Here is a 13,802-nt window from a genome sequence, read left to right as displayed (position 1 = left end):
GCAAATAAAAAACCGCACGTTTTTGGAATAAACTTATGCTACCATGATCTACGGTAATTCACGCGTTTGAAAAATAAACATTTTGGTGATAACACAAACTGCAATTCGAGAAATTTTTCCCTAAAAATTTGTATAATCAATAAATTTTAAAGAAATTAAAAAACTAAGGAAAATTGATGGTGTTGTACACGCCCCCGGTTAATTTTCTAACGGGAAATCAGAACCCGCCTGCTGCCAAGGGTCAGGAAATTTTACGAAATTCGATTGTGGAGTTGTGTGAATCAAAAATTGCAACACATGCAATCAAGGCGGGACTCCGTGCGCCTGATTTCACATTATTCGACATGGAGGGAAGCGAAGTAAATTCGCTTGATCTTACTCGAAAAGGGCCTGTTGTTATTGTCTTTTTAAGAGGACTATGGTGCTGGTATTCATATACGACCCTCATTGCTCTAGAAACAATCCATACGGCGCTAAGTGATAGAGGAGTGTCAGTCATTGCCATATCACCACAACTACATTTCTCCCAAGTAGATGTAGACAGAAAACAAGCTTTCAACTTTCCACTGCTGTGCGATTCTCGCAGTCGAATCGCCCAGGAGTTTCAGGTTGCATGGCGGCTATCGGTGTCTCTTAAAAAAACCTATCTCCAACTTGGAGCAGACCTCGATAAATTGAATGGAGCAGATTGTGAGCTGCTACCCATGACATCGTTCTATATTATCGATAGACAAGGGACTATTGTGTATTCAGACGTCAACCCGAATTATGTACAACTAATGAGCATGAATGAAATCTTATTAGTACTGGACAATATGCCGCAGCCTCGCAAAAGCCGCGCGATAGAATAGCTGCCTACCCTTTTCAGCTAAAGCGAGATAATAAATGCAACACCAAAGGCTGATCCAATCGAACAATTCAAGACGTTACCGCCCTATTGTGTTGGTCAGTGCACGTATTTTAAATTGCGAACCTTCAGGTAATTATGTTTCAAACACCGGGCGTTTTACCATAGTTATATTTCTTAGCGATAACGGACGCCTGGTATTTAGTAACTCTTCAGCCAGCATCAACGTCGAGGCCAAGATTGGTACCACAGTGCTGATCGGGAACACTGAAAAAGAGCAGACCATGTCCTGGACTGCCCCTAATAAGCTGCTCGAGATAGCTATTGAAGATAGATTTGTTTCAGATGTGATAGCAGCAGTTACACCGAGTAAAACTGCGCTCTCAGACGTTATCGGAGTTTATGGCCCGGAAGCAGGATTCGGTGCCCTCGCTAAACGTTTAGCATGCAAAATGTTGGGGAATCAAAAAACCAGTGCAAGCTTAGTGGCAGATGGATATTATTGTGCGCCTACGGCACGTTTTCTGATTGCAATGATGGTTAACATTCGAAACAACATAAATCAGGATAAATCGAATAAGAAGAGGCTCTCTCTACCAGAGAACATCTTGAAAGAAATTGTCGATCATATCGAAAATGAAATATCAACTGCAATAAGTGTTTCTGAAATGGCCGAAATTGCCGCCCAAAGTAGATTTCACTTCGCCCGCACATTTCGAGCGAGCACTGGTAGCTCTCCGCACTCCTATATCTTGGACAGTAGAATTCGCCGCGCAGAATTTTTACTATCTGAAACTAACGTCAGCCTCTCACAGATCGCCAACGACTCGGGTTTCAATTCACAATCCCATTTCACAACAACATTCAAGAAACGAATAGGCTTAACACCTGGAAAATACCGCGATCTTCATCGCTGAGCACAAGACTACATGACTGGAAGTACCATCACAGTATTAATTATAAAAATAGCAAACTTAGGACACCATTAAACCGATCAAAATTCAGGGTAATCTATCTCTGTATCATTAATTCGATTTACGGTACTGATGAATATCGTTGATGCAATCGCCAGGGACATCTCGATAATTTGGCGCTCAGAATATCCTGCGGCAATTATCGACTCCACACTCTGCGAATTAAGCGCCCCCTTGCTACTAAAAATCGTTCGGACAAATTCAACGAGGGCATCACGACGAAAATCACCGGTGCTACTACCTTCTCGAATGTTTGAAGTAATCTCGTGCGAAAGGCCAAAAAAATGAGCTTTTAGACTATGAGCCGCGATGCAGTAACGGCAACCCGTCCACTCACTCACCACCAGGCGAATAATCTCTAAATCAGCATCAGAAATATCGCTCTTAGCGACCACTTCATCTATACGCAGCACCGCGTCCAATCCCTCCGGACTATGCGTTCCGATAGTTAAATAAGCATTAGGAATCATACCTGCGGCTCTTTTAATAGATGCGAAGGTTTCTGCCAGCAATCCGCTAGCTTCAGTCGGATCCATGGTGGTCAAGCGCGACATCGAATACTCCTACTGAATAAAGCAATTAACCTCAGTGCATGAGAGACTGTATAGCCTAACCCTGGACGCCTGTCATGTTAATGCTATAATTAACCGAATTCATGCTCGAGCGTCTCGAATGGACATTTTAAGCAGATTGCTTCTTCTGATGCCGGCAAGCGGTACGCTGGACATTCGGTGCCATTTCAGTCCTCCCTGGAGACTCGATTACGCCGCCAGCGGACCGCGCGAGATCCCTTATCACATACTCTTGCGGGGCACCGCTCAAGTCGACGACGGCGAGCATCCCGTCTTATTTATGCAAGCAGGCGACATTTTACTCATCCCTTCGGGTGTCTCCCATGTTTTATATGAAGGGGGCAGAGCCTTATCGACGACTGGCAAGTCGCATCGTGAACGCGGTCTTAGAATTATAACTAATGAGAGCGATGCTAAACCTGTAAACATGCTCTGTGGGCGCTTTATTTTACCATTATCTCCACGACAAATGATAAAGGACAACTTGCCTCGACAGCTAATTATTCGGGGAATTTGCGATCCTAATAACTTCACCCACTCAACGGAAGAACAAGTCGCACGTACCCGACTCGCCCGATTAGTAACGTTAATGCATGAAGAAGCAATAGAACACAGTTCTGGTAGTGAGTCGATAATTAATCACCTGTCCGGGGCGCTTTTTGGTATGACCTTACGCCTGGCGAGTGAAGGTGCCGAACCGCTAACCGGGTTGTTACGTCTAGTGCAACGCCCAAGGCTTCAGCCAGCTTTTACAGCAATGTTTGAAGATTACTCCAAGACATGGACGATGTCAGAATTAGCATCTTTGTGCCTGATGTCGAGGTCGACCTTTGCGAGACAATTTGGTGAGGCAGTTGGCAGGTCCGCTAATGATATGCTCGTAGAAATACGCATGATGAAGGCAAGCAAGCAGCTCGCGCAGACATCGAACTCAATCTCTAAAATAGCTCAAGACACTGGATACAAATCGGATGCGGCCTTCCAAAGGGCGTTCAAAAACCACATAGGGATGACGCCGGGCAAATGGCGCGTACAATCGAGGCTGCTCACCACTCAAAGCTCAGAGACACCATGAACCCCGATCAAGCCCAATCGACTTTGATTCAACCGACCCCAACGAACGTTAAAGTGATTGCCTGGCCCCTCGCTCCCGGTAGCCTGTTTGGTTAGTCAATTTCGGCGCGACAAGTCCCCTGATCCGCGTTGCTGTCCCTCGCCATAGCAAGCTATAACGGGTCATGGCACATTGGCCATGGACTTGTGCCAGCCGAACTTGGGCCAACCAACTGACTGTACAGACCATTAGCGTAGCTCGATGCATTAGACGTCCAATCAAAAAAAGCACGATTTCGAAACAAACCTGTAAACAAACAAGCTAATGTTTGTCCCCGCTCTCAAGTGAAGCATGAATTACGACTTTACATTTCAAGCAATTTTAGCGGTGGCCTCTTTGAAGGAGCTCCTTTGATCATCCCTTAGGTGGGACGCACGTTCGCTGGTTTATGCGTCCACCTTTTTTTAAAATTTAATTTTTTGCGAAAATTAAAATTAAACACATAAATATTTTTTACCATTTCTGCCTACTTTATATAAAGTTCGAGGCTCTTTCTTAGCGTGGGTACAAGTCCTATGGCTAAAATTAACTAGGGATTATCCAAGCTCACAAACACCCCGAGCTTTAATTTTATGCGAGAGGAAAAATGACTACGAGATATTGAAGTAACCGATATTCACATTTCCCCCATGATTAATAAGAAATATTTATGCTTTTTTTGAGGAGACACCATGAACACCCGACCGCTTTCGCATATCGATAAGATTGAAAACCTTCTTATAATCAACAATTCTTTAGGCGTGCTAATCACTCGAACAGGATGGTATGCCGCCTTTGCCGCACTAACGGTAATCTATTTATGGTTCGGCGGTATGAAATTTACCGAGTATGAGGCGAACGGTATTTACGGTTTTGTAAGTCATAGTCCAGTGTTATCTTGGATGTATAATTTCATGAGTATCATGGGATTCTCCTATTTCCTAGGGATTCTTGAGATTGCGATTGGACTATTAATTTCAGCCAGATGCATATCTCCTAAACTATCACTTATTGGCGGAATTCTATCAGTTGGACTATTTGTAACGACACTTACATTTATGCTCACGACTCCAGTGGTGTTTGAGCCGGCACTGGGCTTCCCTGCCATATCAGTTGTTCCCGGTCAATTTCTACTAAAAGACGTCGGCTTGTTGGCTTTATCCATATTGGTAATCGGAAATTCGCTGACAGCCATAGAGAGCCAGCGATATAAAATGCGTCACAAGTAATCGAGTTGAGCAAGATTTAAATACTTAAGAACATCAAGAATACATGGCTCCCCATAACAACATTTAGGGGGGCCATGCTTTACCACTCTGTTCTTGCTTTTGGAATTCCGAGACCAAGTGGGTGACAAAGGAACGTGCGACAGTTTTCGATGCGGCGCCTGCCGGAAACAAAGCATAGAGTTTAATATCGCCCATATCCCAGTTCTCAAGCACGCGAATCAATACACCCGACTCTAGTTCCGCTTTACACGACCAGAGCCCTGTAGACATAATACCGACGCCACTAACAGCCGCAGCCATGGCTGCTTCATACGCATTAGCCGTCATTCTCCGTTCAATACTGATTGATACAGCCTTACCATTGTGCGAAAAAAACCAGGTACCTGCTCTCGACGAAGAAGGCTCAGCGATAATTGAATGTGCCATCAGTTCAACAGGCGAGTTCGGCACTCCTCGGAGCAAAAGATACTTGGGAGAAGCAACTAAAATCTTAGGAGTACTGCTGACAAGCCGCATTGATGTTGTGACATTTTCAGGCACATCTACCTGGAGGGTGAGGTCTACACGCTCTCTTAGCGCATCTCGGTTAGGCTGATCTGCAACCAGATCGACGCTTAGCGCTGGATGAGCATCAAGGAACTCTGATAATTTCGGTACAACCTCTCTGAGAGACACACCGGAGTGTATTCCAAGTCTCAGCCGGCCATGATGCTGTGTTCCGCCACGAGTGGCAAGATTTGCTTCATCAAAAGCCGCCAGTATGGGCTCTATGTTTGCCAAGTAAGCTTCACCTGCCGGAGTAAGCATTACTGCACGCGTCGTTCGAACCAGCAACTTCGCTCCCAGGTCATGCTCTAAAGCAGCAATTATCCGCGAAGCTGAGGACTGAGAAATACCTAGCTCTCGACCAGCGCGGGAGAAACTGCCTGAATAAGCGACACGGACGAATAAACGAAATGGAAAAAGATATTCACTCATGCAAAATCCGAATTTATGTTATCTGCGTTAGGTGGCTAGTCTATTAAGCAATAATAGCCGATTATCCTAGATACAGTCAGCAATAAAAACGCACAAAGCCAAATGATAATTTATATCTGAGCGCAGCTTCGAGCACGTCTTGCTTGCCTTGTAATAATTTACTGATCATTTGCAAGCATTGAGATCTGCTTTGACTGTGTTGAAATGCACCACCGACTAATGCCTTTCGATGCATCTATCTGAGCCAAGTAATAGCAAACACGCATACCTTGTGAGCAGCTAGTAGTTACCACATCGTCAGACCAAGGGAAAGTTCCAATGTCTCGCTTGTCAACCATTCATCCATCTTCAGCTTCTGGCATCGCCTCCGAAATCTACACCTCCATAAAAAAAGCGGCAGGCATGGTACCTAATGTTTATGCAACTATTGGAACGCATAGCCCAACAGGTTTAAAAGCCATACTTGAGCTCGATGAAATAATAGAGAAAGGTACGCTTTCAAAAATAGAAATAGAAGCAATTAGGCTCACAGTCGGTGTAAACGCCGGTTGCGACTATTGTATTACTGCGCATACGTTTTTGGCGCAATTCGCCGGTCTATCGCAAGACACTATAAAAAAAATAAAAATAGCACAACCAACCAACATCGAAAAATTTGATACACTACTTGACTTCACCAGAACGCTAATAAGCTCAAAGGGAGTGATTAGTTTCCGCAGTATTCAAGAGCTTTTTAACGTTGGTTACACCGAAAAAAATCTAATAGAGATCTGCTTTGTTATCACGTCCACAAAATTCACCAGCCTGGTAAACAGAATAAACAATACCATCATTGACTTCCCTCACGCTGAGAGCAAAGATGAGATCATGCAAAATCAATCATAAAAATAGCAAGTTTTTGAAATAGCCTTACTCTTGATTGGGCTAACTTAGTTAAATCGGAGACAAGCACATCCTATCAATCCAAAAAAACCTACTATACTGATAAAACAACCGGTCTTTCCCGACCACTGATCGTATAGGTTATGCTTGCACCGTTATCTCGCTGATGTGGGCGTGTTCTCCGGCGCGCTCTAGGGCTTTCAAGCAAACGTGGAAACAACAGAAGGTTTCACGCCAATTGGAGCAAGCAAATGACTCACCTTTTAGTAGAAAAAATCACATCTTTCCTACAGGTGACGATCAGGGGCATAGTAGCTCAAGCGTTGCGTTCAGGCCACTTAGAGGCTCTCCTCAGCTTATTCTCCCGACTCTTATACAACGATCAGAAAACCGTATCGTTTTGTGATCAATTAGAAAAGATAGACATCTAATAATAGCTATTCACGGACTAATAGCCGACAGCTAAAAGTATTTCAGAGGCTAATATGACGGTACTACTTCCTCCTCGCTCCGACTCAACCTCTATCACAACTCAAATATACACAATTGTCAGCGCCAGGTCATTAAAACAAAAAGGAAATCAACGGTACTCGTCTCGTCGCGGACAAATGACGATAATAATTTTTCTCACCTCTAATGGTTCACTATCGCTTACCGAATTGGAACGTCACAAGGAGGTGGAAATAAAGTATGGCACATGCCTTGTGCTAAAAGGCGCGGAAAACAGCCAAATCATCACATGGGAAACTCCGAATAGCTTTGTAGAGATAATGATTGATGACTACTTTCTATTACGAACCCTTGAAACTTTACAGCTAAACTTAACTTGCCTTAAAAATATAGTCCTTCATTACGGCCCAGAATCAGGCTTTGGTTGTGTTGCACGTCGTGTAGTTGAAAAGATCGGAGATGGAATTAATACCTGCGCCAGCCTGGTTAGGAACGGTCTTCACTGCCCAGCCGCAGCCCGATTTATTATTGCAATGATATTAAAAGGCAAAAAAAACACTGCACTTAATTTTGAAATAGAACTGCCAAAGTCGTGCCTGCCAGAACCTAGGTTCGTTAAGGTAGCCGAATATATCGAGCAACGTATTGGTTCTTCAATCCATGTTGGAGAACTTGCAAGTATTGCCGCACAGAGCCATTTTCATTTTACACGCACATTTAAAGCCCGGACAGGGCAATCCCCTCATGCTTATATTCTGCAACATAGGGTACGACGTGCCGAACATATGTTGGCTGAATCGAACCTTACCCTGGCACAAATTTCCCAAGAATGCGGCTTCAGTTCACAATCGCACTTTAGCACGGCTTTTAAACAACATGTTGGAATAACACCAGGACAATACCGAGATCTTTGGTGCAATTAAACTTGGTGTCGTTCAAGACTTACGTCTTAAAAAAGCACGATTTTGAAATGACAGGAGATGATTATCAACTAAAATTTATGAGCGATTAGCTCTATGCACGCGTGAAACGCTCAATGCAGCTTGCAGCTTGTCGTAAAATTCATTAATTCCGAAGCAGGTTATTAAAATGATTGCCAATAAAATCAGAGTCGTAACCGTACTCACGGCCTTGCTGGTTTCTACGCTTCCAGCCATATCGCTAGCAGAGTCAATGGCTAAACCTTCAAATATTCACTCCACAACTTATTCACAAACCTACAAAAATTATGTAGATAAAAATGGAAATATAAAGGTACCGAAAGATTATAGAACGGAATTTGTATTTCTTGGTTCCTTCGCAGTACCTGGTGGAGATTCATTGGGGGGCTTAAAACAGCTCCACCAAGTGTATGTTGATCGCGACTCGATTGAATATTATCGCTCCCACGGGGATTTTCCCGATGGCGCTATGCTAATCAAAGAACTACAAGGCACCACGGCAGCCGACCTGACGACAGGCCATGCTTCATTTTGGAATCAAGGAGAAGGTTGGTTTGTGATGATAAAAGACACAAAAGGTCGCTACAAAGACAGCGGAATATGGACTGATGGCTGGGGTTGGGCGTTAATTGCTCAAGAGGCTCCATCCGTCACTACCAACAAAGATACAAGTACATGCATCGCTTGCCATACCCCTGTAAAGAAAACTGACTGGGTACATGTATGGGCATATCCTCTTCTCAACGCACATGACAAGATCTCGACACTCAACAACTAAAAACACAATATAATTCATTCACAGGGCAAGCCTATCAGACTCGGAATGTTGAAAAGCCGGCCCTTCAGTGAACCCCCTAAAAGCTAATGAGTATTGCATTGAGTTTACTGAGGGAATGCCGTGTTGACAGCTTATGCAGACATTATACTCCAATAAATAAGCCGAGCGCGGATTTATAGCGAAGATAACCTTTACTATCCGCGCTCACCACGGCTTCAGATTTTAGAAATTACAGGGAACAAGAAGATTACCCAGCCACTTTCACATAAGATACTTTCTACAAATTTTATACCCTATAAAAATAAAACAATAGCCAACAACACTCTACCACTCAGAATTTTCATCGCACTTCATTTAGATTAACATTTTATATTACAGACTTTTTTTAAACTTCTTAAAAAGTCTCACGATCTTTAGACTCTTCCCCAAAAACGCATAAATTTTTTACAATTTCTTTGAGAAGAAGAAAAATCTGAACTATAGTAATCACAGACCAACGGAAAATTTTTTCGTTTCAACACAACAAACAACTAACTGATACTTTATCTTACAACTGCAAATCGTTCAACCTCCTATTAACTTAATTAGAATTAACGAAATTGTCATACTCTATCAGTACCATCGTTATCAGCTCAGCCCTTGCTTTCATCATGGGCTTTGCCATAAGACGTGGCGATATTTGTGCGGTAGCTGCAGTCGGCCATTGGATGAAACATAAGCAAACCAGCCACCTTCGGGCGTTTATTACAGCCGCGGCATGGGCAGGAGCTCTGCTTTTACCAAGTGTTTGGTTTTTCCCAAGTGTTGTTAACCTCTCCCCCACTTATAAACCTTCTGAGATCACCTTCGTCGCTGGAGCACTTTTCGGCTTTGGCGCTTTTCTAAATCGTTCGTGCGTGTTTGGCACGATTGCTCATCTGGCTAATGGCGAAACTGACTATATTGGGACGCTTATTGGTATGTTTATCGGCGCACTCCTGGCTCAAGTGGTTCCATTCCCCCCCAGCAGTCCTCTCTATTTAGTAAATCTGTCGACACCTAACGTGTTAACTATTTGTATATGGGCGGCATTTATCGCAATTGCTTTTCATGATATTGATTTAAAGCATCGCTTCATTGCATCGAATAATAACATGACTCCTTCCGGTAGCGCCTGGAGCCCTTTTTTTTCGATGTCTGTGATCGGTGCCGCCGGGGGGTTGCTCCACGCGATAATCGGCAACTGGGGATATCTGACGGTGCTTTCCCACAGTGCCGCCAAACTGATCAACCCAGCTCAACCTGATGTCGCTCTCCAGGTGTTTACCGCTACGGGATCGCTCATTTTGGGGGCCATCGTGGCAGCGAGAAAGACCCGCAAACTAATAGTCCGAAAACCCCAACCCTTACCTTTTTTTCGAAAGCTCGCGGGAGGCTCGTTGATGAGTTTTTCCGCGGAAATCATCCCAGGTGGTAACGAGACTTTACTGCTGCACGGTATTCCATCACTCGCCCCCCACGCTCTTATCGCTTATGCAGCGATGCTTGTTGCGGTAATCGGACTATTTAAGCTTAGTCACAGCGCTTAGTGGCCTGTGTGGTTATTTCGTGCAAACCCTAAGCGCTCTGCAATCTGTCTACCCGACACCCATCCATGAACAACCGCCAAAGCAATATTTTCCGGCTTAAGCACGGGCTCTGTTTTTTTCCGTATAGAGCGCGTCGAAGTTGACGGGGGCCAGCATCAGCGGTGGGAAACACCCCTTCAACATTATGGTGTCGAGGGCCTCGCGGATATAAGGAAACATGATCATAGGACAGGCGCAATTGAGGGCTTCATCCAGTTTCTGCTCGGGTAAGCCCTTGATGATAAACAATGCGGCCTGGTCGATCTCGACCAAGAAAGCCAGAAGGCTATCGTTTTTTGCGGTGATCGATATGGACAGCACCACTTCATAGAGGTCGTCGCCGATCGATTCGTAGCTGACATTCAGATCCAGGCTGACCTCAGGCTTCCAGTTCTGCTTGAAAACCTTTGCCGCATTCGGCGCTTCAAAAGATGAGTTTTTAATATAGATTTTTTGTAACGCGAAAAACACCTGTTCGGTCTTATGGGTATTTTTATCTTTGTCCAACATAATCCGCCTCATAATTTCTTCAGCATTTCAATTTATTAAGCTGGCTTGCCATGGAAGGAATCTGCGCAATACCCCAACCGGAGCCCCGGTCGGGGTATCAATCAGCGTGACGGACGCCGGTCAGGCGTTCACTGGCGCCGGCAGATCCAGCCAATCAAACAAGGATTTCAAATCCGGCTGGAGGTCGTGAATGACCGGATACCAAGGAGTGGGCGCCTCGACATCGTGCATCACCCCACAACTTGGACAATAGTACTCGCGGTAAACTTGCCAACTGGTGTCTGGCGCCATCAGCGCAGGATAGACCTCCTGCATCTTTTCTTTACTGTCACGCACGTAGATCAATGCATTGAGCTTCCAGTTTTTCCGGTAATCGCCATACTCATAACCGCATGAGCATTTGCTGACAAGTTTCTTATCTTTCGGTGTTTCCGCAAGAAAAAGGTGAGGACCGAGGGGTATGATGATCTTATCGTCCCAAGATACCTGTTCCTGTAACACGGCGATGTAATTAGCGTAACGTTCCTTGTCCTTAGGTAAAGACAACATGCGGTGCAAAGTATCCCAGTCCAAGTCCCCTTTGACCAAATCAGACACTTGTTTTTTGGTATAGGTTGACATAATCAGTCTCTCTTTTGTTTTTTGAATTGTGAGATGTCATTGATAAGGATGCTCGGGCACCCTCTTCGCAGACAATCACTGTTCGGTCATGATCACGGGGTGAACATCGGGCAGTTCGCTCAGATCCATATGGTGTTCAGCACCAAACATAGAGATACCGAGATCTTTCTCTTTCAGCGCCCATGCGGTCGGCAACTCCCAAAACGCTTTGAATTCGCCAAGGAACTTCTCCGACAAAGCAAAGCTGGAAGCGAACATCTGCTGGACCTGGACCGATGCCTCCTTATCCAGAATCTTCTGACGCTCCTGTTTCATCCATTGCTGGGTCGGTTGGCCCCGGGTAATTCTTTCCTGGCGGATCGCCTGGCGCCGTGCCACTGTCTTCTTTTCATCGACCATCCAGTCGCCGGCTTCGTTCTGAGAGATCACTACGCCATAAACCTTTTGAGCAAATTCAGGCAGCACGAAGTTCTGGTTGAGATCGTCGGCGACCGCCGTCGGATCGCGATCCAGGGGATCACCAAAGCCAGGGCCGCCACGCAGGTAATTGAGGTAGAGATCACCATTTTTGAAGATTGTTTCAGTAGTGATGCACTGCTTATCACGCTTAACCTGCGCACCGGCGTCGAGATGTTTCTCGAATTCGCAGGCGCTGGGATCGCGATCCTTACCAAGAGGCAGTGATTTTCCCGCTTTGATGCGATCCAAAAGGCCAGTGTCATGGGCTTCGAAGCGGTAACCGGTGGCGGCCGGATATCCCCCCATCAGCCCCCAGTCGCTGTTCATATAACCGTTGCCCATAAAGAACATGGTCCAATCGGCGGAGCCCCAGACCATACGCAAGGTTTCAAATCCAAGACCGCCGCGGTATTTACCATACCCGCCGGTATTGGTCTTGATGGTCCGTCCCATATAGAGCAGCGGTTCGGCCAGCTCCCAGATCTCGATATCGCCCATGTCCCCTTCGGGGTTCCAAATCGCCGCCGCGTGATTCAGGCCATCCTTGACGGCGCAGGCGCCCGTGCCACAGGCTGCGGTTTCGAAGCTGTTGACGGCGTGGATCTCGCCTTCTTGGTTGATACCGCCGCCCTGCAGCCAGTTACAGGGGTTGGAGTTGCCCGCGTTGACCTCCTCCAGATAGCCACGACCGAAATACGTTCGGCTCACACCACGCCACAGGGAGCTCCAGGAGGAGACCAGGAAGTGCCAGGCATCGGCGTGGGCGGTACGGCGGTCGTCAGGATTGGTCCAGGTACCTTTGGGCATGCGGAACTCGGTGGCGTAACGGGCACCGTCATTGATCCGTTCAGTGGGGACCAGGGTTTGGGTCATCATGACCCAGATGCCACTGGTGAATGCCACCGGGTTGGCATTGTAGGTGTGCCAGCCCCAACGGCTGCAGCCCTCGAAATCGAGGCGCCAGGTAGCATCGGGTTTGACCGTGATTTCGCACGGGGCGTGCATGATGGTATTGAGCTTGGCGAAAGGCGGGACGACCACATCTTCATGCATGTAGGGCACATCGACAAAGGCGACGGTGCGGATCTTGCCGGGAATGGTCATCGCCTTGATCCGGCTGATGAGCCCGCGACGGCCATCCTCGATTACTTCGGTGGTAAATTTTTCATAGGCCGCGATACCTTCTTCGCGAACCGTTTCCTCGACCAGATTGCGGATCATGTGGCAGCCAGCGATACGGGTCTTCTCGTCCAGGATCCAATACTTTGGCGTGCGCACATTGCGCTGGCTCTCATGGAGCCAATCGCGCAGCGGCGTGTCGTTGATACCGGTCTTGCGACAGGTGATCTGCACCCCGTCACCGAAGCGCTGGACTTGACCGTTGGACATCGAACCAGGCCCCACCGCACCCACATCGATGACGTGGGTCACGCCGCCCACCCAGCCAATCAGCAGGCCTTCATGGAAAATCGGCACGATGGTGGCGATATCGCAAGGATGCACGTTACCGATCTGGCAATCGTTGTTGGTGAACATGTCACCTGGGTTGATTCCAGGATTGGATTCCCAGTTATTCTGAATCATGTATTTGATGGCGGCGCCCATGGTGCCCACATGAATAATGATTCCCGTAGAGGTGGCGATACAGTCGCCTGCCACGTTATAGAGGGTAAAGCACAGTTCTCCTTCTTGCTCGACGATGGGCGATGCCGCAATCTTCTTGGCTACTTCGCGGGAATTGACTAACCCCGCACGGAGCTTGGAAAAAATCCGCTCATAACCGATGGGGTCCGATTCTTTAAACTCCAGCCGTGTCAGACCGTTGTAGTGCCCTGTTCTTTCCGTGCGCTGCAAAATCAGA

General features: G+C 46.4%; 13 protein-coding genes. 8 read left to right on the top strand and 5 right to left on the bottom strand.

What is annotated here, in order from left to right; translation table 11 throughout:
* Window positions 1-176: 176 nt before the first annotated feature.
* Both BMX68_RS01810 and BMX68_RS26195 read left to right on the top strand, forming a co-directional pair.
* Window positions 177-851, top strand: coding sequence for a peroxiredoxin-like family protein (locus BMX68_RS01810; protein ID WP_060783881.1), 675 nt, complete (start codon window positions 177-179; stop codon window positions 849-851).
* Between the two features lie 34 nt (window positions 852-885).
* On the top strand, window positions 886-1,764 hold the full coding sequence (locus BMX68_RS26195) for a helix-turn-helix domain-containing protein (RefSeq protein ID WP_244159599.1): 879 nt from the start codon (window positions 886-888) through the stop codon (window positions 1,762-1,764).
* Between the two features lie 77 nt (window positions 1,765-1,841).
* Here BMX68_RS26195 and BMX68_RS01800 read toward each other — a convergent pair whose 3' ends face one another.
* Window positions 1,842-2,375: a carboxymuconolactone decarboxylase family protein gene (locus BMX68_RS01800; protein WP_017134341.1), complete on the bottom strand. Its 534-nt coding sequence runs from the start codon at window positions 2,373-2,375 to the stop codon at window positions 1,842-1,844.
* A 118-nt stretch (window positions 2,376-2,493) separates the two neighbouring features.
* Here BMX68_RS01800 and BMX68_RS01795 point away from each other — a divergent pair, with 118 nt between their 5' ends.
* Together BMX68_RS01795 and BMX68_RS01790 are read left to right on the top strand one after the other, a co-directional pair.
* Complete coding sequence (locus BMX68_RS01795; protein WP_017134342.1) at window positions 2,494-3,468, top strand: AraC family transcriptional regulator; 975 nt, start codon at window positions 2,494-2,496, stop codon at window positions 3,466-3,468.
* Window positions 3,469-4,178: 710 nt separating this feature from the next.
* Window positions 4,179-4,715, top strand: coding sequence for a YkgB family protein (locus BMX68_RS01790; protein WP_060783882.1), 537 nt, complete (start codon window positions 4,179-4,181; stop codon window positions 4,713-4,715).
* Window positions 4,716-4,778: 63 nt separating this feature from the next.
* On the opposite strand, the gene BMX68_RS01785 is transcribed toward BMX68_RS01790, so the two are convergent.
* Window positions 4,779-5,693, bottom strand: a complete 915-nt coding sequence (locus BMX68_RS01785) for a LysR family transcriptional regulator (RefSeq protein ID WP_039792942.1) — start codon at window positions 5,691-5,693, stop codon at window positions 4,779-4,781.
* Window positions 5,694-6,011: 318 nt separating this feature from the next.
* On the opposite strand from BMX68_RS01785, the gene BMX68_RS01780 reads away from it, so the two are divergent.
* The 4 genes from BMX68_RS01780 (at window position 6,012) to BMX68_RS01760 (ending at window position 10,312) form a co-directional block, all read left to right on the top strand.
* Window positions 6,012-6,578 (top strand): carboxymuconolactone decarboxylase family protein, encoded by a 567-nt coding sequence (locus BMX68_RS01780; protein ID WP_039792943.1) that lies wholly within the window; start codon window positions 6,012-6,014, stop codon window positions 6,576-6,578.
* Between the two features lie 482 nt (window positions 6,579-7,060).
* Entirely contained in the window at window positions 7,061-7,948 is an 888-nt protein-coding gene (locus tag BMX68_RS26190) for a helix-turn-helix domain-containing protein (protein WP_244159600.1), read from the top strand.
* Between the two features lie 166 nt (window positions 7,949-8,114).
* Window positions 8,115-8,744 (top strand): cytochrome P460 family protein, encoded by a 630-nt coding sequence (locus BMX68_RS01765; protein WP_082712668.1) that lies wholly within the window; start codon window positions 8,115-8,117, stop codon window positions 8,742-8,744.
* 599 nt (window positions 8,745-9,343) lie between these two features.
* Complete coding sequence (locus BMX68_RS01760; RefSeq protein WP_081503079.1) at window positions 9,344-10,312, top strand: YeeE/YedE thiosulfate transporter family protein; 969 nt, start codon at window positions 9,344-9,346, stop codon at window positions 10,310-10,312.
* Window positions 10,313-10,408: 96 nt separating this feature from the next.
* Here the strand turns inward: BMX68_RS01760 and secB are convergent, their stop codons facing one another.
* From secB to BMX68_RS01745, 3 genes are all read right to left on the bottom strand, one after another.
* On the bottom strand, window positions 10,409-10,861 hold the full coding sequence (secB, locus tag BMX68_RS01755; RefSeq protein ID WP_017134347.1) for a protein-export chaperone SecB: 453 nt from the start codon (window positions 10,859-10,861) through the stop codon (window positions 10,409-10,411).
* 120 nt (window positions 10,862-10,981) lie between these two features.
* Window positions 10,982-11,482, bottom strand: coding sequence for an acetone carboxylase subunit gamma (locus BMX68_RS01750; protein ID WP_017134348.1), 501 nt, complete (start codon window positions 11,480-11,482; stop codon window positions 10,982-10,984).
* Window positions 11,483-11,557: 75 nt separating this feature from the next.
* Window positions 11,558-13,795, bottom strand: a complete 2,238-nt coding sequence (locus BMX68_RS01745) for a hydantoinase B/oxoprolinase family protein (protein WP_248672873.1) — start codon at window positions 13,793-13,795, stop codon at window positions 11,558-11,560.
* Window positions 13,796-13,802: the final 7 nt, after the last annotated feature.

Source organism: Pseudomonas agarici (assembly GCF_900109755.1).
GTDB lineage: Bacteria > Pseudomonadota > Gammaproteobacteria > Pseudomonadales > Pseudomonadaceae > Aquipseudomonas > Aquipseudomonas agarici.
Note: the sequence above shows the minus strand (reverse complement) of the source record. Positions and strands in the feature narration are given on the sequence as shown.